17 protein-coding genes and 1 pseudogene are annotated in these 19,565 nt (G+C 58.5%); 7 read left to right on the top strand and 11 right to left on the bottom strand.

What is annotated here, in order from left to right:
* Positions 1–5: 5 nt before the first annotated feature.
* Positions 6–314, top strand: coding sequence for a hypothetical protein (locus tag GAO09_RS09100; protein ID WP_148148545.1), 309 nt, complete (start codon positions 6–8; stop codon positions 312–314).
* 62 nt (positions 315–376) lie between these two features.
* Positions 377–874, top strand: a pseudogene (locus GAO09_RS09095) (DNA polymerase ligase N-terminal domain-containing protein); the annotation flags it as partial.
* Positions 875–904: 30 nt separating this feature from the next.
* On the opposite strand, the gene GAO09_RS09090 reads toward GAO09_RS09095, so the two are convergent.
* Entirely contained in the window at positions 905–2,530 is a 1,626-nt protein-coding gene (locus GAO09_RS09090) for an ISL3 family transposase (protein WP_153353697.1), read from the bottom strand.
* A 67-nt stretch (positions 2,531–2,597) separates the two neighbouring features.
* Here GAO09_RS09090 and GAO09_RS09085 point away from each other — a divergent pair, with 67 nt between their 5' ends.
* Positions 2,598–2,771, top strand: coding sequence for a hypothetical protein (locus GAO09_RS09085; RefSeq protein WP_153353696.1), 174 nt, complete (start codon positions 2,598–2,600; stop codon positions 2,769–2,771).
* Positions 2,772–3,010: 239 nt separating this feature from the next.
* Here the strand turns inward: GAO09_RS09085 and GAO09_RS09080 are convergent, their stop codons facing one another.
* The 4 genes from GAO09_RS09080 to GAO09_RS09065 form a co-directional block, all read right to left on the bottom strand.
* On the bottom strand, positions 3,011–3,784 hold the full coding sequence (locus tag GAO09_RS09080; RefSeq protein WP_153353695.1) for an N-acyl homoserine lactonase family protein: 774 nt from the start codon (positions 3,782–3,784) through the stop codon (positions 3,011–3,013).
* Positions 3,785–4,003: 219 nt separating this feature from the next.
* Entirely contained in the window at positions 4,004–4,570 is a 567-nt protein-coding gene (locus GAO09_RS09075) for a nuclear transport factor 2 family protein (RefSeq protein WP_153353694.1), read from the bottom strand.
* A 267-nt stretch (positions 4,571–4,837) separates the two neighbouring features.
* A complete protein-coding gene (locus tag GAO09_RS09070) occupies positions 4,838–5,383 on the bottom strand; it encodes a nuclear transport factor 2 family protein (protein WP_153353693.1) in 546 nt (181 codons plus the stop codon).
* A gap of 849 nt (positions 5,384–6,232) precedes the next feature.
* A complete protein-coding gene (locus tag GAO09_RS09065) occupies positions 6,233–7,183 on the bottom strand; it encodes an AraC family transcriptional regulator (protein WP_153353692.1) in 951 nt (316 codons plus the stop codon).
* A gap of 111 nt (positions 7,184–7,294) precedes the next feature.
* On the opposite strand from GAO09_RS09065, the gene GAO09_RS09060 reads away from it, so the two are divergent.
* Positions 7,295–8,251, top strand: a complete 957-nt coding sequence (locus tag GAO09_RS09060; protein WP_153353691.1) for a quinone oxidoreductase family protein — start codon at positions 7,295–7,297, stop codon at positions 8,249–8,251.
* 228 nt (positions 8,252–8,479) lie between these two features.
* Here the strand turns inward: GAO09_RS09060 and GAO09_RS09055 are convergent, their stop codons facing one another.
* Positions 8,480–9,832, bottom strand: coding sequence for a DUF1254 domain-containing protein (locus GAO09_RS09055; protein WP_153353690.1), 1,353 nt, complete (start codon positions 9,830–9,832; stop codon positions 8,480–8,482).
* 161 nt (positions 9,833–9,993) lie between these two features.
* On the opposite strand from GAO09_RS09055, the gene GAO09_RS09050 reads away from it, so the two are divergent.
* The 3 genes from GAO09_RS09050 (at position 9,994) to GAO09_RS09040 (ending at position 12,881) form a co-directional block, all read left to right on the top strand.
* Positions 9,994–11,379 (top strand): DUF1254 domain-containing protein, encoded by a 1,386-nt coding sequence (locus GAO09_RS09050; protein ID WP_235938005.1) that lies wholly within the window; start codon positions 9,994–9,996, stop codon positions 11,377–11,379.
* A gap of 63 nt (positions 11,380–11,442) precedes the next feature.
* Positions 11,443–11,745, top strand: coding sequence for a DUF3302 domain-containing protein (locus GAO09_RS09045; RefSeq protein ID WP_153353688.1), 303 nt, complete (start codon positions 11,443–11,445; stop codon positions 11,743–11,745).
* Positions 11,742–12,881 (top strand): HlyD family secretion protein, encoded by a 1,140-nt coding sequence (locus GAO09_RS09040; protein WP_153353687.1) that lies wholly within the window; start codon positions 11,742–11,744, stop codon positions 12,879–12,881. The genes GAO09_RS09045 and GAO09_RS09040 overlap by 4 nt, the downstream gene beginning before the upstream one ends.
* Positions 12,882–12,915: 34 nt before the next feature.
* Here the strand turns inward: GAO09_RS09040 and GAO09_RS09035 are convergent, their stop codons facing one another.
* The 5 genes from GAO09_RS09035 to GAO09_RS09015 form a co-directional block, all read right to left on the bottom strand.
* On the bottom strand, positions 12,916–14,061 hold the full coding sequence (locus tag GAO09_RS09035; RefSeq protein WP_235938004.1) for a hypothetical protein: 1,146 nt from the start codon (positions 14,059–14,061) through the stop codon (positions 12,916–12,918).
* Positions 14,062–14,739: 678 nt separating this feature from the next.
* Positions 14,740–15,507, bottom strand: a complete 768-nt coding sequence (locus GAO09_RS09030; protein WP_153353686.1) for a DUF2092 domain-containing protein — start codon at positions 15,505–15,507, stop codon at positions 14,740–14,742.
* A 108-nt stretch (positions 15,508–15,615) separates the two neighbouring features.
* Positions 15,616–17,526 carry a mechanosensitive ion channel family protein gene (locus GAO09_RS09025; protein ID WP_153353685.1) on the bottom strand — a complete coding sequence of 637 codons (1,911 nt, stop codon included), beginning with the start codon at positions 17,524–17,526 and terminating at the stop codon, positions 15,616–15,618.
* A gap of 16 nt (positions 17,527–17,542) precedes the next feature.
* Entirely contained in the window at positions 17,543–18,559 is a 1,017-nt protein-coding gene (locus tag GAO09_RS09020) for an HAD family hydrolase (protein ID WP_153353684.1), read from the bottom strand.
* On the bottom strand, positions 18,556–19,533 hold the full coding sequence (locus GAO09_RS09015) for a formylglycine-generating enzyme family protein (RefSeq protein WP_153353683.1): 978 nt from the start codon (positions 19,531–19,533) through the stop codon (positions 18,556–18,558). The genes GAO09_RS09020 and GAO09_RS09015 overlap by 4 nt, the downstream gene beginning before the upstream one ends.
* Positions 19,534–19,565 lie beyond the last annotated feature (32 nt).

Here is a 19,565-nt window from a genome sequence, read left to right as displayed (position 1 = left end):
GCCTCATGGCTGACGATAGTACCACCACCATCCGCGCAACGTTTGATACGCGCGAAGCAGCAGACCTTGCCGTCGAGCACCTGGTGCAGCAGCACGGGATCTCGCGCCCAGACATCTTCATTCAGTCTGCGACCGATCGAAACACAACGGGCTCGAAGCCTTCCGGTGGCGACGCGTCGCACGAGGGCGGATCACGTGATGACGCTGCACTAGAAGGGGAGATCGAGGTCTCGGCCGATATCGCTTCCGACCAGATTGCGGCTGTTCAACGCAGCCTCGGTGACGCCGGGGCGATCCGCGTGTCTGGACGCTGAATAGTTTGTGGGGCCGGCATAATGCCGGCCCCACTCGTTTGAGCTCAAGGACTAGCGAGCCGATGGCCGACAACCTCTCGACATACCGTGCCAAGCGCGACTTTAAGAAAACCGCAGAACCAAGCGGAGACGTTGAAGTCAGATCATCGAACCGCCGGCGGTTCGTGATCCAGAAGCACGACGCCACTCGGCTGCATTACGATCTTCGCCTCGAGCTCGATGGCGTGTTCAAATCCTGGGCGGTGACCAGAGGACCATCCCTCGATCCCGGCGACAAGCGGCTGGCCGTCGAGGTCGAGGATCACCCGCTCGACTATGGTGATTTCGAAGGCACCATTCCCAAGGGCGAGTATGGCGGTGGTACGGTGATGCTCTGGGATCGCGGCTACTGGGAGCCGGAAGGCAACCGGTCCCCGGAAGACGCACTGGCGAAAGGCGATTTCAAGTTCACGCTGAAGGGCGATCGGCTGCATGGCAGCTTCGTGCTTGTTCGTATGCGCCACGACCGCGACGGCGGCAAGCGGATCAACTGGTTGCTGATCAAGCATCACGACGAATTCTTGTCGTTTGGCAGTTAACCGGGATCTTCCTCAATTTCTGTGATTCAACGGCATCATTCTCGCCCTCATCAGTTCCGGGCCGGCGCGACCGTACATCGCTCGCTTCAGTACCTTGAGGCGGTTGATCTGACATTCGGCTTGACCGTTGCTCCAAGGGAGTTCGATTGCATTTCTTACGGCATCAATATCCCGGCGCAAAACGCTGGCGAAACGCATGATTGCCGTGAGCTCGGTGTCGATTGCATCGTCGATCCATTCATCCAGTGCCTGCGAGCCCCTGCTGCGCAAGATGCCGATGAACCGCATGCCCAAGCCACGCATCATAGCGAACGCTCGAGAGCCTTGCTTCAATGCATTGACCTTTCTGGCCTGACGATCTGTCAGCAGGCCGCGCGGTTTTATGCACAAAGCTGCGGCCACCACGGAGGAAATCATATGGCCCGTATCAGGATCGCGGACGGGTTCGGAAACCTCCATCTCTGGAGGCGGCTCGTCGAGTTGAATATTCTCGACTTCACGCCACACTTTCAGCAAGCGCTCCAGATTGGAGCGGCTGCCCGTGTAACCGCGGTTCTTGATATCGTAAAACAGATGGCGCCCAACGCGGTTGCCATTTTTCCAGCAATCAGCCAGGAAAGCTTCGAAATAGAGTGGTGATGTCGGATTCAATGCTGCGCGGTTTCTGTCTCGAGGTGCGCTGGAAGTAAGCCAATTCGCGATGCTACGGCGCTCGTATCCGGTCCGCCTTGCAATCTCGCTGTAAGTGAGGCCCTGCTGCCGCAAAGCTCTAAGCATCTCGAATATTTCCAGACGAGATTGCCTGTGCGCCAAACGGGCACGACGCTGTTGTGACTTGGCGCTGGCGATAGCATCTTCAGAGAGAATGGGTCTGACATTGGCATGACCGTAAACGCTCATCTGTTCCTTGATTGCCTCCCTGAGATTTTGAACCAGATGGAAGCGGTCAGCGACTTGGCGGGCCTGAGGCGCGCCCTCTCGCGCTGCCTGAGCATACAAACCACAGCGATCTCGGCTCACGACCTCGATCGTTGGACGTTCTTGTAACCAAGATCTTGCGCTCTCGACGCTGCGGTCCTCCAAAACATCGACAACCGAATGACGCTCAAGATCGACCATAATCGTCCCGTATCGCGAGGAATGCCGCCAACTCCAATCATCAATGCCCACAACCCGAATAGTGTCTTTCTGTGTGGACGCCTGATTACTGCGCTTCAATTGCCGCAAGATCGTGTCGTCGCTAACCGGCATGCCGAGCCGATGCATCAAGGTTTCTCCCGGACGGCCACCCATTCTGTGGCCAACCAAGCCCACAATCTCAGCCATCCGCCCAGTTCGTCGCACATAGGGTGCAGCAATCTCGGGCAGACTGTCGGTGAAGGTTCTTCGCTCGCATTTCCGGTGCCTACACTGCCACCGGTTCAGTGCGAGTTTGATGCTCACAGCTTGACCTTGAACAGGCAAGTCCCGAAGGCGGCGGTGGTGCCAGCCATGCCGATGCCGACTTTGCATTCCACAATCCGGGCAGATGCCGACCGGTTTCGCAGCAGCGGAGACAACCCAGTTTCTTTCATCTTGAAGGGTGATACCAAGAATTTTGACCCCGGGGCCGGGTGACCATTTTAATTGCGTTCGCATTCCCGCAGATAAAGGTCGAGGCGCTAATACCCTGTTAACCACAGAAATTGAGGAAGAACCTGGTTAAATGCAAAACGACACCTTGCTTCAGCTGACCGTCCCCATTGCCCATGCATTCTGGAAGATGCAAGAGCCTCAAAGCACATTCGAGTTCTTTGTCGTCGTGGAACATGTCTCGCTGATTGGTGGGCTAACGATCGCAACCTGCCTTAGGGCAACGTCGAAATTCGTCGTCAGCTGAAGTGAAATAGGCTGAGGCGGCATGGGCCAGCATCAGCGGATAAGCTGAGCCAAAATGCCCACCGCTACCGCGGTTGTGACGTCGATAACTGGATGGTCGAGGGATCTTTCCGTTCAAGAGCCAAATAATGTCTTTGGGAGAGATTGTGGCATCGATGGGTGTGATCTCGGCAATAGTGCGTCGTTATCGCAAACATGCCGTGAGACGATGAGCAAGGCACTGTCGCCCGTGACACAATCTCAATCATACCATTTCGGAGAATAGTGCATTCTGAAGCTCTGGTCGAGATCATGATTTATCCAGAGCTCCGCATTTTCCCTATCAACGATCGCCTGTATCTGTTCCATTGATTTATGAGATGCGCTTTTGTCAAAGTTGAATTGCGGTACACGGCGAAACAACATATTCGCCGAGAAATGTGCAACGTCTCCGCTTAAAATTACGGGTCCATGTTTGTTTAGCCGTACCAGCAGCGACTGATGGCCCGGTGTATGGCCAGGCGTCGAAAGTATACGGACCGTTCCGTCCCCAAACACATCATGATCACCATTGAGCTTTAGAACCGGGTTGTTTCTGAGCGTTCCGTAAAGATCCGGCATAAACCGAATCTGCCGTGGGTTCGGACCCAACATCGCATTGTACTCAATCTCCTGGACGAGCCATCGCGCGTTGGTAAAGAGCTCGACATTTCCGACGTGGTCGAAATGCCCGTGTGACAATGCCAATATGGACACATCTTCTGGTGACACGCCTATCTCAGCAAGCTGGGAACGGATCGTTTTATGGACGAAACCACGCACTCCCGGTGAGCCGTCTACGCCGTCTTTATTCATTGCCCATTTATCCGGTACGCCAGTATCCCACAGCATCCAGTCAGATCCGTGCCGGATAAGATAGCAGTTATTGCTGAAGGTCCGCGCCTGTCCGATATCGACACCTGGGGACCAAGTGGAAATATCATCAACCAGCGCTTCCCCGCAATTCATTATATAAAGTCGATCCACCCCTGCCATTGCTGATTTCGCGAATACTGGTAAAGCGATCAGGTGCAGAACTGCAACAAAAAATAGAGTAGGTTTACCGGTTCCGTATCGGCTCCTTTCGATATGCGTCTGAGTTTCTACAAATGCCCAAGCTCTAATCGCGTACGTATGGGATTTTGCGGGTGGTCAACTCGCGGAAATATTTGCGGGACGCCCTGTTCGCGATTTTCGCTGGAGAGATTGATTACCTTAGCGAGGAACGAGCGCGTCAATTTCCTCACGCGACACAAGTCGGACCGAGGTATGTTCACGGATGATTTTCCAGCCATCCGTAGTGCACTGCCAGACCAATGAGGTCCTGGCCCGGTTGCCGACTATTTCTCCGTCCGCAGTTTCTAGACGTGCAGCAAATTCGAGTGTCGTTGCGGACAAATTACCGCCATCTATGACGGCAGGAGCATCGACAACGCTGTGCCTAGCCTCGACAAGCGCCGCAAAGGGGCCGGTCCAGATTTCACTCCATTCGCTCGCGCTGCGCGCTACACGATGCTGCGGGTCAAAGTTGTCGTAAAGCCTGATGTCATCGGAATCCCAGTGGTAAAACCGCCCCAGCCGATCGCGAAAGTCGAACGGTGGATCGCCACGGTGTTTTTCCCAACCGACCATGATCCATTCACGATGAAGTTCGCCGGGGCTCGCCGCGCCGCTAGCAGCGCATCCCTCTGTCCGATCTTCTGATTTCGCATGAGCCGCGACAACAAGGCCGCCCAGCGAAGCCACAGCGAGCAGTAGGGTAATGGTATTTGTATGGCGCATGCACGACACCTTCTTTTTTAGGCCTAATTCTTGCAGGTACGAAGAAGCCCGGCTTGGATAAGGCAACGGCGCATAGCAGCCAGCTCAAGTGAGATTACGGCGGCTGAAGGGCACCGGCGTACATCCCCAGCGGATCGATTCTCGCCCGCCCGCTTAAATTTTGGGGTGCTAGTTCGGCACGCCTGACGGTTGCCTGTGAATCCATTGGTTATTGCTGTGACAGACGAGGCGCGCGACGCGCACGCCTCGCCTGATTGATGGGGCCAGCTATTCCCCGCGCGGCTCGTTGTTCTCGACGACCTGTTGGTAGGCCATGAGATCAAGGAAGGCCTCTGCCTCGGTGACCAACCCATCTTTCATCCGGAACATCCAGAGGAATTGGTTCCGATAAGGCGCACCAGATGTCGTCGTCGCTGTGCCGTTGAACCGGATGATCACCGTGTCTCCGACAGAGTAAATATTGCGAACCTCCGGCACGATGGGCGTTGCGAGACGGCTCGTGAGGGGTAAGGATGCCTGTGCGATGAAGTCATCCTGGCTGCGATAAGTTCCCGCAACCGGGCTCGAGCCATGGATCGTCCAGACAACATCGGGGGCTAGCAGCGCGGCGAAAACATACGTCCCAGAGCGCCACTTTTCGAACGCTTCTGCGACTATAGTCTTGTTGCGAGTTTCCGTCGATGTTTCATGCGTCTCGATATCGGTAGACGTACCGGTGATCTCAGCGTGTGCTGGCCCGATAAACGCTAGGAATACTGAGGTCATCATCATTGCTCCGCACAGGCGGATGATGGATGAAGAAGACGTAATCATAGGGTTCGTTCCTTTCATTGCACGAGAGTTTCAAGCGGCTGCCATAGGGTTACGTTTTTTGTTAACTCAGCAGCCGTTTTCGGGCTCGTCAGAAAAATCTGACGAGGGTGAGGCCGGGGCGATTTTGCGGGAGACGTTGTGCTCGCGCACGATCTTCCAGCCGTCACGTGCACTGCCGAACCGAAGTAGACTGTGCACGCATGGAGGCAATCAGATTGCTGTCAACCGGTCTTGAGCGTCCTGCCAGTGCGAAACCCCATCTGGCATCCGCGTCGGTCCGTTTTACACGACTGACGGTTTGCCGAACGCTTTACCGTCGTAGAAAAAGACATGGCCGATAAGGTCACGTGGATGTACCAAGACCAGCCGACTAAACTTGTATCTGGACCACCGAGCTTCGAGCTGCCAACGGCTTTCATCGGCTCCGCCATTCTCCGTTGATACACAATCGGCGATAAGTGAGGTGGGTGCGCGATAGTGTGCGATGCGAGCTTGGGAGTTTTGACTAACAATCACTGCAATGGTTTTACCTCCCTGTTTGCAACCGCCGCGGTTCCGTGAGGACTAGCATATAAGGGCAGAAACGGTGGACAATCTGCCCATTCTTAACCAACGTGGTTAGATGCGCTAACCAATCCGGAATGAGTTGGTGCAAATATCGACCCTATCGATGTCCGGTCAGACATGAAAAAAGAACGTACCGATGCAAAAGAACACGCGCTTCGTCGACGTGAATGGTTTGCCACTTCAGCTGGAACGACGGGGGAAAAGCGGTGAACGGATGAACGCACCTAACTTGCCATTACGAGCATCGCGATCTTGTCGACTGGTGTTCCGCATTCTTGCTTGTCATCGGCTAATATCGAGCGGCCGCTCGAAAAGGGGACGGCCATGTACTGCTTTTGCGTAGCGTCGCGGCGACTGCCCCATAACTCTCTTGAACGCCGTGTTGAGTGCGTTCTCGGATTCGTAACCGACAAGGCGAGCGATATGCGCCAACGAATCTCTTCCGATTAAGAGTTGCTCAGCGGCCAGCATCATCCGCCAGCGTGTGAGATAAGCAACCGGCGTTTCGCCGGTTTTTTCTCTAAAGCGTCGGGCGAAAGCGGTACGTGACATGCCGACATGCTTGGCTAGCTCTTCCAGCGCCCAGCCGCGGCCTGGATCTGCGTGGATGGCCCTGATTGCGGAGCCAACCTGGGGATCGGCGAGGCCAGCGAATAGTCCGATCTCAGTGCTCGAATGCGTTTCGAGATAAAGCCGCAGCGTTTGCGTGAGCATTATATGCGCGAGGTGTTGTGCCACGAGCGATGCACCCGGCTTCGCCTCGCGGAGTTCCTGCATCATCAAGTCAATCGACCAACGGAGCGCCGCTTGGTCTACGGCCGCCCTAAGATGCAATATCGGAGGCAGAGTTCTGAGGAGCAGATCGGCGTGCCGCCCGCTCACCTCGAACCGACTTCCAGTCAGCAGCACACCTCCGCCGCCGTTATATGTGACAATCTCTCCGTCTCGGTCAGGCGTTAAGGCTTTGCTCGCTAGTGTTGGCGCCATTGCAGGGTCGCTGGAAATCCTTACGGAGCGCCCACTCGGCAATACAAAACAATCGCCTGTCACGACCTGGACGGGGGCCTCTGCTTCATCCAGAGACAGCCAGCAACTCCCATCGATAACTGCATAGCATTTGATACGACCGGCGAGATCATCCAACAGAAGCGACCAATCGCCTCCAGCATCGAACCCGGCGGTGATGTAGCTGCGAGGCTTCAAAAGCGAAAGAATTTCAGAAAGTGGGTCCATGAGCTGGTACGATCGAAAAGAAAATGGATACGTTTGGCTAGAGAACGTACCAGACACATGCGTTACTTACACCTCCGAACAACCGCTAAATTCTCGATAAGGAGTTCGGAGATGAAGGCAGCAATTGTTAGAGATTTCGGTAAATCGCCCGCATACGGTGATTTCCGGGACCCAATCGCAGGCACAGGTGAAACAATTGTCCGCGTCAACGCGGCGCCGTTGAGCCCAATCGTTAAAGCTTTAGCTTCAGGCGGGCACTATACCAGCAGCGACAAGGCGGATTTCGTGCCGGGCGTTGATGGTGTCGGGACCGACCCGCAAGGCCGACGAGTGTACTTCCTGTTCCCTAAGAGCCCGTTTGGCTCCATGGGCGAGCTCACGCTGGTATCGGACGAAATGATGGTGGCCGTTCCAGATGAGCTATCAAACACACGCGCTGCTGCCGTCGCTACCGGTGGCCTCGCATCCTGGGTTGCCCTAACGCGTCGAGCGCCCCTTCAGCCAGGAGCAACCGTTCTCGTTAACGGCGCAACGGGGGCTGCTGGGAGCATGGCGGTGCAGATAGCGCGGCATTTCGGGGCCGGTAGGATCATCGCAGTTGGCCGCAATCAAACGGCGTTGGACCAGCTCGATGTTCAGTCGCGCATTGGTCTAGATGGAAGTGCCGACGTAGCCCTTCGCGCCGAATTTGACCTGGGTGTCGACGTCGTGCTCGATTTTCTGTGGGGCGAACCGGCAAGTCGCGTTATAGCTGCTGCAACCAGGAACCGTGGTTCCAGAACCGGCGAACCGAGGGTGCGGTATGTCCAGCTTGGTACTGCAGCCGGCGCAGAGATCCCCCTTCGTGGCGATGCTTTGCGCAGCTCAGGTCTCGAACTGTTGGGCAGCGGCATCGGCAGCGTTGCGATCCGAGAGTTGATTGCTGGTGCAGGTGAGCTCCTCGCCGCAACCAGTAAGGCAAAATTCGACATCCCCGTCACAACATTGCCCCTCACTGCCGTTACCGAAGCTTGGACTGGTCCCTCGGATATTCGATACATCCTGTCGCCGGCAGGCGAAATCAACTGACAAACACAAGCATTGCCCGGTCGCTCCCGGTCGGGCAATGCAATGGAGCCCTTAGGCACGAATGGTGGCCTGATGGTCGATCTGGGGACGATGAGCAAATTCAGCGACGTAAGCTAAGTATATTGGGTCGTAGGTTCGCATCCGTTCAAGGCGATAATTACCACCAACGCCGTCGACCGGCCGACAGACGCCGGCCGGTACGTTGCTCTGATACTAAGGTGAACCGATCTATTTCGCCTCGGTCGGTGTGGGCAGTTTCCACGTCCCATCCATTGCTGCCTTCTCCGGCCCGTAAACACGGGCAACAAGGCTGTACTTGCTGTCGGGGGTCGGTAGCCAGTTCGCTTCCTTGTCCTTCCCGGGAGAAGTGTGACCGAGATAGATGGTCAGGGATTTGTCCTTGCCGTAGGCGAGGCCCTTTGTTCGGTCGCCGATCGAATACCGCTGGAGCGGGTTGGCATAGAGGAGGCGGTCGGGAAGCGTGTACAGAGTCAGAGACCAGAAGAACTTGGCGGGTGGTAACTGGTCGGCGGGGAAATGCAGCATAGTCTGCTTGCTGCCATCGCCGACGAAACCGCCATACCAGGCTTCCTCGAGCGAATTGCCGAACAGGCCTTTTTCTGCGCCCATGGCACGGATCATGTAGTTGTCTTTCAGCAGCTCACGAGGGCCGAAGAGACCGTTGGAGCTGAGCGTCGTCTTTGCGACCTGCGCCATCTCGGCCTTTGCGTCTTCGACACCCTGGTCGATCGCGGAAAGGACAGCGGCATCTACGCGAGAAGCATCCCATGCCTTCCCAGGCGCGATCCCGATCTTCTCAAAGCGCGTCATCAGCTCTTTCTCGGAAGGCACTGTCGGCTGAGCAAACTGAAGCAGGAAATTGATATAGCCGATGAAGTCGTGCGAGATGGCCTTGTTCGGATCATAGGGCGGGAAGGCGATTTTCGCGGGAGCAGGGGGCGGCGTGGTTTTGGCGAAGACGCTCAGCGGCGTCAGCTTGTACTGTGCCTGGATCGCCTTGACGTTTTCGACATCGGACGGCCCGTCGAGCGAGGTGCGACCGAGGATGCCGACGATCTCGGTCTCGGCCTGGATGACCTGCGAGACTCCCTGTGGTTTCTCACCCTTCCAGTTTGGCCCTGCTATCAAGTAGCTACCCGCTTCGAACCCAGTCGCGCGCACACCCACATAGCCGAAATTGTAGGTGAACAGGTCGATCAGCTGCATGACGTAGTAGCGGTCCTTGGGCACGGCCGGGACGCTCAACACGATCGGTTCACTGCGAAGGTCGAGCCATGCCCAGGAGTAGGGCGTGTCGTTGTTTGGCGTGACGATGTCCTTGTTGTCCGGCGTGAAGGCTTCTGAATAGTGTCGGAACGTGTTGAAGCCGCCAACATATTCGGGTGCATCCGGCATCGTCGCCTGCTTTGACCACGTGCCATAGGAGGCGATTGGCGCATAGGAATAGATATAAGCCTCCTTGGCGATCTCGCGGACCTCCTCGGGCGTGGGTATCTGGGCGTGGGCAAACGACGACAGGGCAAGCACCAGCCCCGCGGCGATCTTCATCTCTCTGAACATCGTTTCGGCTCCTGTTGAAGCCGACACCCTGTTACCGTCTGTTCCTCCGGGCAAGGATGTAACCGTAACACCGACGTAACAGCGCCGTTGTTACTGTAACATGCTTCCCGCGCGTTCTGGTGATCGTCATGATCCGGCATCCTCAACAAGGAGAGACCAGCATGATCACCCGCCGCGCGTTCGGTGGCCTGGCCTTCGGGCTTATGGCCGCCTTTCCCTCATTCGCCGCCGAGCTGGATCGCAGCCAGGCAACCGAAATCGCCAAGGAAGCCTATGTCTACGGCGTGCCCATGGTAAGCGACTACGCAACGATTTACGCGTTTTCGGTGAACACCAAAAGCCCAGAATACAAAGGCCCGTTCAATAGCGTCCTTAACATCGCGCGCGTGTTCACACCTGATGACAAGGGCTTCGTGACGCCCAATTCAGATACGCCCTACACGTTCATGGGTCTCGATCTCCGCGCGGAGCCGATGGTCATCACCGTCCCCGAGATTGAGAAAGACCGCTATTTCGTCTTTCAGCTAATGGACCTCTACACCTTCAATTTCGACTATATCGGAACCCGCACGACGGGGAATGGCGGCGGAAAGTTCCTGATCGCCGGGCCGGGCTGGAAAGGCGAAGCGCCAGACGGCATCACAAAGGTCATCCGGTCGGAAACGCAGTTCGTCAACGTGGTTGGTCGCACGCAGCTCTTCAACGCCGACGATCTAGAGAACGTCAAGAAAATCCAGGCGGGCTACAAGCTCCAGCCCCTGTCCGTCTTCGAGGGCAAACCCGCATTGCCCTTACCCGAGACGGAATGGATCAGGCCCATCGCTCCTGCCGAGCAGAAGACCAACCCGGAGTTTTTCGACGTGATGGCGTTCCTGCTGCAGTTCACGCCGACGCACCCCTCCGAGACTGCGATCCGCGCGCGTTTCGAGCAGCTCGGCCTCAAGGCAGGCGAGAAGTTCGATGTCGCCGGATTGTCACCGGACATGAAGGCCGCTCTGACGGATGGAATGAAGGAAGGCCAGAAGCAGATCGATGATCTCCGCGAGACGTTGAAAGGCGACAGCGCCAATCTGTTCGGCACACGCGAGTTCCTGAAAAACGACTACGTCGCACGCGCTGCCGGCACGCAGGTTGGGATCGGCGCCAACTCGAAAGAAGAAGCGCTTTATCCGATCTACGAGAAGGACGACAAGGGCGAGGCGCTGGACGGGTCGAAGGGCAAGTACGCGCTACGGTTCAAGGGCGGTGACTTCCCGCCCGTCAATGCCTTCTGGTCGCTCACCATGTACGACCTTCCGGGCCAGTTGCTGGTCGACAATCCGATAGACCGCTACCTCGTCAACTCGCCGATGCTGCCAAACCTCAAGAAGGACAGGGACGGCGGACTGACCATCTACATCCAGCACGACAACCCGGGTGGCGACAAGGAAACCAACTGGCTGCCGGCCCCCGCCGGACCGTTCATGATGGCGATGCGGTACTACCTGCCGAAGCCGGAGCTGCTGTCCGGCGAATGGAAGTCTCCGCAGGTGGAGCGCACGGAATAGTCAACTCGGTTGGAGCGCTCTGGCAAAGTCAGGGCGCTCCAAACGGCAAAGGAGGCCCTCTTTATGTGGCTGGACTATCTTTCGCTTGGCGTGCTGATCTTCGTCGTGCTGACGTTTATCTACGGGATCGTCGCCATCCACGACATCCCCTACGAGATCGCCAGGCGCCGCAACCATCCTCACCAGGACGCCATCATGGCGGCAGGGTGGGTGAGCTTGTTCACCCTGCACGCCATCTGGCCGTTTTTGTGGATATGGGCGATGGCTTGGCGCCCGGACCGTGGCTGGGGGGCCGGAAATCAAACGCTCGACGCGCGTGTGACGGAGATCGAACGACGTCTTGAGGAAAGCCGGGAACCGACATGACGACGCTTCTTTGCTTGATCTACGGCGCGGTGTGCATTGTCGCGTTCCGATTCCTTCGGGTTCCGCTCACTAAATGGACAGCGACGACGGCCGTGGTCGGAGGTGTGTTTTTAATCGGCGCCATTCTCGTCGTGATGAACTACAACCATCCTTTCTCCAAGGACGGACGCATCTATTTCTATGCGACACCGATTAGCCCGGCGGTCAACGGACAGGTTGTCGAAGTTCCGGTCCTCGCCAATACGGCAGTCAAAAAGGGGGACGTGCTGTTCCGGCTTGACCCCAGACCGTTCGAGTACATGGTACGGCGGCGGCAGGCCGCTCTTGCTGATGCGGGCCAGAACGTGGCCGAGCGTCAGGCGGCCCTGCGTACTGCGCAAGCCTCCGTCCAGTCGGCCGCCGCCAGCCGCGACCAGGCGAAAGGCGACTACGATCGTCACGCGGCGGCCAATCGGAACCCGCGCATGTCGCCGTTTTCGGCCGAACAGGTGGAAGACCTGAGAAATGCCTATCTCGCGTCGGAGGCTGCCCTTGCAGCTGCAACCGCGCAGGCCGAGCAGGCGAGGCTCGCCGCCAACAGCCAGATCGACGGGATCGACACCAATGTCGCCCAGCTCGATGCAGAGCTCGAACGGGCGAAGTTCGAATTCGAGCAGAGCGTCTACCGGGCTCCGACCGACGGGTATGCCGCACAGGTGTTCCTGCATCCCGGAATGATGGCGGTCTCGCTGCCGCTTAAGCCAGTGATGACCTTCATCCACACCGACCGACAGATTTTTGCAGCCTCCTTCGACCAGGTCGCGCTGCAGCGGGTCGCGGAAGGTGACGACGCGGAAATCGCATTCGCCGGAGTGCCCGGACGAGTTTTCCGAGCGCGCGTCACGAAAATCGTGAAGTTCATGGCGGAAGGCCAACTCGAGCCTGCTGGCTCTCTTCTGTCTCCCACCGCATCGTTCGGCCCTGGCCGCGTCATTGCTGTCCTTGAACCAATGGACGATCTCTCCGCATTCGAGCTGCCGGGAGGCGCGACGGCCGAGGTCGCGATATACACGTCGCACTGGAGTGAATTCGCGCTGATCCGGAAAATCCTGTTGAGGATTCGATCGTGGGAAAACTTCCTTGTCTTCGAACGCTAAAATCTCGGATCAGGGGGCAAAGGTATGGAATGGTTTATAGCAGCAGAAGCCGTTTTATAATCGGTCCCAGTTCAGAGAACGGCAGGTATGATCCTCCCACGACAACAAACGGGGCCAGGGCAGGGATAAAGACCGCCGGCGCGTTCCTGCGGTTGACGAGAAGAGCGGAAACGTTCCGAGCGGCAAGATAGACGGGCTTCACATCCTTCATAACGATACCCCTGTCCTCGGCTTCGTCTTCGAACAGATTTGTCTCCAGGGCTTCGCGCTCCTTGAACCGTTCGAAGGCCATGGCTCGTCTCAGGCTCATCAAGATCGCTTTTCGTTTCAATCGGGCGACCTGCGTGCCGAATGGCACGAGTGGGATGGCGAAGTACACCAGGACAACGCTCAGCCATGCAACGCAGACAGCCGTGAAGAGAAGCGGCGTGACGGCCTCCCGCTGCATGACGTGGCCCGCTCCTGACGCGACGACGGCGCTCGCGGCCAGAACGAAGAGGCTGTAGCCTGCCGGGTAAAACCCGAGGAAACCCAAACCTGCATGCCCGTCCGGGTGAGTGACTGCGAGGCGGAGATGCCAGCGCCCGGCGTTTGACAGGAAGCGCAACCAGATGACGTGCTTCCAGACGAGGCGGGTCAGCAAGAACCAGTAGATCGTGTTTCCGAGGACGAGGGACCAAAGACCCGCCCGTGTGAACGTTCCGTTATTGATCGCCCAGGCAGGTGCCGAACCGTAGGTGAAGTTTGCCGCGTTGATGCCCGTGGCCATGAGCGCCAGCAGTAGGCACGCCAGTTCCGGAAGAACTGCCGAGGTCTGCGACCTCGCATTGGCGAGCGCCTTTCGGGCATCCTGCATCGATTGTGTTGCCACGACTGGTATGCGGAAAATTAGCGAAATACATTCATCCAGCGCAAAGCCGATTGGTTTCTCGGCAAGCGTCAGAAGAACGGGGGCGATGAGAAACTTCGACCAGGCACCCCAGTCACGAAGAAAATGCTGTAAACCGCTTTCATCCCGACCCAGCCAAAGTAGCAGGGCGGGCATTACCCAGCACAGGTTCATCAGGACCAGCGCCCTCCAGCCGCGCTTGCGCAAACCGATGTTCGCCATAAGATCGTAGAACGGGCCTCCATGCATGATGCGGAGCCGCTCGTCGTCGTCGAGAACTTCGGCCGACATCAGGCCTCCTGTCGATCAGCGGAGCTTCCCGGTATCTTTACGCAGATACCCGAAACGGCTCCGGCGTTGCGCCGGAGCCGTGAGTTCATCTCGGGGCGGCAACGGCGACGTAAACGACCGTGTGCCCGTCGTATCGCGGTTCGAACCAGCGTCCGCCGCAGTCACGGTAGCTGACCCCGTTCACGACGACCGTGACACATTCCGGTGGAAGCGTGGCGATAACTGTTCCAACGGCAATGGCGGTGGCGGCAGTTGCGGCACCCCACGCGGCGGCTGGGCCCCAATAACCCGGCCAGTACGGACCCGGAGGTGGCGGTGGTAGCGGCCGGGGTGGAGGTGGCAAGGGGCGGGGACCCGGGCCTGGCGGGTGTGGTCCCGGGCCAGGGTGCGGACCTGGCATCGGTGGATGGGGATGGTGCCCGGAGGGATGCGGCCCCGGTCCTGGACCCGGCGGGTGCGGTGGGCGCGGGTGCATAACGTGCGGGGGATGCTGAACGGGGTGGAAGCGTGGCTGCATGTGCACCGGCGCATTGAAGTGGTGCATGCCTGCTGCATGCATTCCCCCACCGCCGAAGTTCATCCGCGGCATCCGCCCGCCGAAGCCGCCACGGGCCTCTGCGATCTGCGGTGCTATAAGCGCCGTCGCGAGAAGAGCGCTGAACAGGATACCTGGCTTCCTCATTTGCCTGCCTCCTTCAGAAAGCGGATTTTCTCGGTGCCTTCCTCCGGCTTGTACTGGAAGACGTCGTCGGCGATCTCGGCGTTTTCGGTCCACTCGAGAACCGTCGTGATACGCGGTCTCGTCATGTCGTCGCGGTCGACGAGCGAAACCTTCAAAGGCAGGGCGCTGCCTTCCGTCGCGATCCAAATCTCGGCATCCTGGTCAGGACCTCGAAACGCCCAGTGATCCGTTTCCTTGCCGTTGACGAAGGCGTGTCCGACAAGGAAGCCTTCCTTGATCAGATCGGTCGGCGCGTCCGGCGTACCCCAGGCGAACAAGTCAGCCAAGGGGAAGGCGAGGTCGTACTTTTGCGCCGCGTGTTCGAGTGTTTCCTTGATTGTCGCGGGGGCCGGAACCTGCGCGTAGACCTTCTGGTCGGGCGATGCATAGACCAGGGTCTTGCCGTCGTAGACGAGTTCGCCGTGGACGACATCCGTTGCGAGATCGATGCGCAGCCGATCCGGCCGCTTCACCTCGTAGGTCGCCTCGCTGCCGATCTCTAGTTTCTGGTCGGTTTCCAGGACGACCTCGGCTGTCGTGCGTGCGGTGATCTTGAACGATTGCATCGACTGCAAGTGCTCGCCCATCGCCTTCAGCGCTTCGACGGCTTCAGGTTCGATCCGCGGTTCCTCCATTCCTTGATCCTGAGCGCCAGCGGACGTTGCCATAAGCACCGTCACGAGGGCCGCGGTCGCCGTCAGACGTTTTAGTCTTGGTCTGGACATCGCTTCGTCCTCCTCCTCGGTTGTAGGGCTGGCTCGACGCTAGGAGCTATTCGGTCGGCTCGGAAGGCCGTTACAGTTACGGTAACGTAACGGCGGCCCATCGCCGCGTCAGGCTGGTGCCGCAGCAGCTGATTTTGCCTCCTGCAGACGCGTCGCAGCCGATGCTGCTACCTGCTTTTCATCCGCGCCGACTTGCACCATCGGCTGGGCGAACTCGATCCCGTTCTCCTTGAAGGCTTCCCGGATCATCAGGTTGGCACGTCGGCGGATCATCGACTGCAGGCCGCTCGGACGCAGCGTCATTCCGAAGCTTAGGACCATGCCGTAGTCGCCAAACTCCTCGACCCCCTTCATTTTCAGGGGTTCGATGAAGAGCGGCGAAAACTCTGGGTCTTCCGCGAGCGCAGCCCCAATCTTCTTGGTGAGCTTGCGAGCCTTCTCCACGTCTGCATCATAGCTGACGGATACGCGGAACTTCACGATCCCCCAGTCGCGGCTCATGTTTTCGACGGCACCGAGTTCGCCGAAGGGAACCGTATAGACAGGTCCGCGGTGGTGGCGAAGACGAACTGATCGGAGGCTGAACCCCTCGACCGTGCCTTTGTAGCTTTTCGCCTGGATGTACTCGCCGACCCTGAACGCGTCGTCCAGCATGTAGAACACGCCGCTGATGACGTCCTTGACCAGGGTCTGCGAACCGAAGCCGAGCGCCACCCCAAACACGCCAGCTCCCGCAATCAGGGGGCCGATTTCGATACCGAGTTCGGAGAGCACGACCAATCCCGCGATGACCGCTACCATCACCGCCAGCACGTTGCGGAAGATCGGCAACAATGTCCGCAGCCGACCTTTTCGGGCCAACTCGTCTGCACTTGCACCTGAGTTCGATGCCAGAAGCTTCCGGTCGATCCACGACCGGGCTAGATGCCATACGAGGTCCGCCAGAAGCATGATGACGACGCTTTTCAGAAGTCCGTAGGAAAGGGAAGCCACACGGGGGTCGCTGTGAACGAGCGAGGTCGGATCGAGCCGCCAGACGGTCGCCAGCCACGCGGCGGCAATGATGACCACGGCCGCCCGGCTACCCCGCACCAGGAGAACGCGCTTCGTTTCTTCGGTGTCGCCAGGGAGGAGTTCGGCGACTGTTTTACCGAAGAACCGCAGGACGGACGGAAGCGACATTGCAAAGACCGCCAGCCAGAACAGACCACGCAGGCCGAGACACCAGAGCGCCCAAACGACCAGGATAGCGAGGCATATCGCAATGCGTGTCCGGAATGAGCGTGCGGGAAGGGACATCGCACCCTCCAGAGCGATCAGCAGAAGGACGAGCGAGACGCAGAACGAGACGGCTGCCGTCGTGGTCGGGTCGACCGACAGTGGTTCTCCCAGAACGGCCAGTCCAGTTCCAGTGACGATTCCGCCGACGAAAATTTTTGTGCGTTTTCTCGATAGGGGCGGCATCCCTGCGGCATCGATGAGGACCGAGATCGCCCGGTAGGCCACGAGCGCCAGCACGGACACCATCAGCACGATGCGCGGAAGAGGAGGCCAGTCGAACGCGAAGAAAACGATAGCCATCGTGGCGGTGAAGACGCCGACCGCTAACAGGCGGTCAATCACCCGGCTCCCTGTGTGCGATCGGGAGAAAACCTTCTCTGCGACCAAGCCGACAGCAACCAATCCCGCGAAAATCGCAAAGACAGGTAGCCCTCCATAGGACAGTGCTTGCGCCCTTATCCGACTGGATACCGTCGTAACTTCAGTAGGTATTCTCGGGATCGCGCGAACGATGCCGTCGAGCCTCTCACGCGTCATGGTTTCCCAGGCAGCCAGACCGTTCTTTGCCGGGACAGTGGTCGGCGAGGTAGCCGCAGGTGCCTTTTCCAGCCAGGAGCGCACTTCGGGGTCCTGCAGAAGACCGACAAGGTCGTCGATCTTCTGAGGGCGTGGAACATCCTGCGCATGGACGTGGACAGACATCGATAGGAAAAACAGAAGCGCAGCGATCCATTTCATGGCGGCGGCCTTCCGGCTAGTTATCGAACGCGAAAACTCTTTTCCAGTCCGCTTTCATGTCAACGACAAGCCAGTTCCTGCGCTCTGCTTCGTCAAGCGCCTTGTCGAGCTTGCCGATCGCGCTTTTGCGGTCGTACGCGACTTCGCGGGCATCGTCGGTGTGGTGGACGATCATCGCAAAACCGGGTCCCTTGGCTGCGGTAACCCAGCGCAGCATCTCGTAGTCGCCGTCGGAATTGCCCGCGACGAAGATCGGTCTTCTGCCGATAAACTTGTTGATGCCGGCAGGCTTGCCCTTGCCGTCATCGACGAAATCGATCTTCGGTAGACGCCTGAGAACAGGCACGTCACCAACGATAGCATATTCCGTCAGGATCGTGCTGCCGACGACCTGCTCGGGAGGAATGCCGTACATCTTCTCGGTCATCGGCCGCATGAACTCGACCCCGCCGCCGGAGACGATGTAGGTCTTGAAGCCATTGGAGCGCAGATAATCGAGAAGTTCGCGCATCGGCACAAAAGTCATCTCGTCATAAGGCTTGCCAGTCTTGGGATGTTTTGCCGTGGCGAACCAGTCAGTGACGATTTTCGAGAACTGGTCCGTCGTCATCCCGGCATGGGTGGTCATTGCCAGATCGACGATGCCCTTTTCACCGCTTTTAAGCGCACCCATCGGATCGCCGTCGAGGATTGACTTGTACGGCTCCTTGGTCTTCCAGTCTGGATGCTGCGGGGCGAGCGTCTTGACGCGGTCGATCATGAATCCGAACTGGAAATAGATAGGCTGCTCGGACCATAGCGTTCCGTCGTTGTCGAAGACGGCGATACGATCGTACGGCGCGACGTATCCGTCTCCGCCTTCTGTCACGGTCGCCTTGACGAATTCGACGATGCGGCTCTTAGCAGCGGTGTCGTTCCATGAGGGAAGGACCTCCTGAGCGAGCGCCGGGCGTAGCAGGCCGCTGAGTAAAAGGATTAGGGCCACTGCGACGGCTGCCACAAGAGGCTCTTCGGCGAGCGTCCGGTTTCTCATTTCGCTTCTCCTTCTTCGATGGGCCGCTTCACGCAGCGGAAACCGACATGGCTGGTGGACGTGTCTTCCGGCTCGGCATGACGGGCGGCAGGGCGGTAACGGCGGCAATAGTTCGGCGCGCACAGATGCGAGCCGCCCTTGAGCACGCGCCGGGCGATACGGATCGCAGGCTGCCCCGGGTCGTAGCTCGCCTCGGTCAGTTCGCCGCGCGGATTGCTTGGGATGCAGCACGAGTGCTTTGCAGCTTCGAGATGGCGGGTCGACCAGTAGTCGCTCGTCCACTCCCAGACGTTGCCGATCATGTCGTAAAGGCCAAACGCGTTTGGCGGGAAGGTTCGCACGGGTGAGGTCCGTTCATGCCCCTTCGGTTTGGTGGAGTGGGTCGGAAACGTCCCGCTCCAGGTGTTCGCCATTGCGACCCCGCCCGGCGTGAGTTCGTCGCCCCAGGAGAATTCTGTGCCATCGCAGCCTCCGCGGGCCGCCAGCTCCCATTCGGCTTCCGTGGGCAAGCTCATTCCTGCCCAGGTGGCATATCCAAGCGCGTCGGTATAGGCGACGTGAACGACAGGATGGTCGAGTTTGCCGCGCAGGTCGCTCAAGCCCCCGAGCGGCCTGCGCCAGGTCGCGCCGAACTTGAACGCCCACCATTGCCCGATGTCCGGACCGTTCACCGCTTTCGGCTGCGTGAAGACGAGCGAGCCCGGCTTTAGCATCTCGGGCTTCGCGCCCGGATAATCCTTAGGGTCGGGTGCCTTTTCCGCGACGGTCACATGGCCCGTTGCCTCCACAAAGGCCTTGAACTGCCTGTTGGTGACGGGGGTCTCCGATATCCAGAAACCATCCACCTTGACGGGATGGGCAGGAGCCTCTTCCGGATAATGGTCGTCCGATCCCATCTTGAAGGTGCGACCGGGAACCCAAACCACGCCTTCATCCCCTGTGACATCATTCGCGTTCTCGAATGCCAAAGCCATCCTTGCCTCCGACGTTTGGAAGCCGGAGCTTA

It is taken from the genome of Endobacterium cereale, assembly GCF_009617585.1.
Lineage (GTDB): Bacteria > Pseudomonadota > Alphaproteobacteria > Rhizobiales > Rhizobiaceae > Neorhizobium > Neorhizobium cereale.
This window is presented reverse-complemented; position numbering and strand designations above follow the sequence as displayed.

What these genes read in the sequence shown, in the direction of transcription:
- GAO09_RS09080 (WP_153353695.1), bottom strand. Translation starts at nt 3,784, where the DNA reads ATGGCAGGGGTGGATCGACTTTATATAATGAATTGCGGGGAAGCGCTG.
- GAO09_RS09020 (WP_153353684.1), bottom strand. Translation starts at nt 18,559, where the DNA reads ATGAGAAACCGGACGCTCGCCGAAGAGCCTCTTGTGGCAGCCGTCGCA.
- GAO09_RS09050 (WP_235938005.1), top strand. Translation starts at nt 9,994, where the DNA reads ATGATCACCCGCCGCGCGTTCGGTGGCCTGGCCTTCGGGCTTATGGCC.
- GAO09_RS09060 (WP_153353691.1), top strand. Translation starts at nt 7,295, where the DNA reads ATGAAGGCAGCAATTGTTAGAGATTTCGGTAAATCGCCCGCATACGGT.
- GAO09_RS09035 (WP_235938004.1), bottom strand. Translation starts at nt 14,061, where the DNA reads ATGTCGGCCGAAGTTCTCGACGACGACGAGCGGCTCCGCATCATGCAT.
- GAO09_RS09100 (WP_148148545.1), top strand. Translation starts at nt 6, where the DNA reads ATGGCTGACGATAGTACCACCACCATCCGCGCAACGTTTGATACGCGC.
- GAO09_RS09025 (WP_153353685.1), bottom strand. Translation starts at nt 17,526, where the DNA reads ATGAAATGGATCGCTGCGCTTCTGTTTTTCCTATCGATGTCTGTCCAC.
- GAO09_RS09030 (WP_153353686.1), bottom strand. Translation starts at nt 15,507, where the DNA reads ATGTCCAGACCAAGACTAAAACGTCTGACGGCGACCGCGGCCCTCGTG.
- GAO09_RS09085 (WP_153353696.1), top strand. Translation starts at nt 2,598, where the DNA reads ATGCAAAACGACACCTTGCTTCAGCTGACCGTCCCCATTGCCCATGCA.
- GAO09_RS09090 (WP_153353697.1), bottom strand. Translation starts at nt 2,530, where the DNA reads ATGCGAACGCAATTAAAATGGTCACCCGGCCCCGGGGTCAAAATTCTT.
- GAO09_RS09015 (WP_153353683.1), bottom strand. Translation starts at nt 19,533, where the DNA reads ATGGCTTTGGCATTCGAGAACGCGAATGATGTCACAGGGGATGAAGGC.
- GAO09_RS09045 (WP_153353688.1), top strand. Translation starts at nt 11,443, where the DNA reads ATGTGGCTGGACTATCTTTCGCTTGGCGTGCTGATCTTCGTCGTGCTG.
- GAO09_RS09070 (WP_153353693.1), bottom strand. Translation starts at nt 5,383, where the DNA reads ATGATTACGTCTTCTTCATCCATCATCCGCCTGTGCGGAGCAATGATG.
- GAO09_RS09055 (WP_153353690.1), bottom strand. Translation starts at nt 9,832, where the DNA reads ATGTTCAGAGAGATGAAGATCGCCGCGGGGCTGGTGCTTGCCCTGTCG.
- GAO09_RS09065 (WP_153353692.1), bottom strand. Translation starts at nt 7,183, where the DNA reads ATGGACCCACTTTCTGAAATTCTTTCGCTTTTGAAGCCTCGCAGCTAC.
- GAO09_RS09075 (WP_153353694.1), bottom strand. Translation starts at nt 4,570, where the DNA reads ATGCGCCATACAAATACCATTACCCTACTGCTCGCTGTGGCTTCGCTG.
- GAO09_RS09040 (WP_153353687.1), top strand. Translation starts at nt 11,742, where the DNA reads ATGACGACGCTTCTTTGCTTGATCTACGGCGCGGTGTGCATTGTCGCG.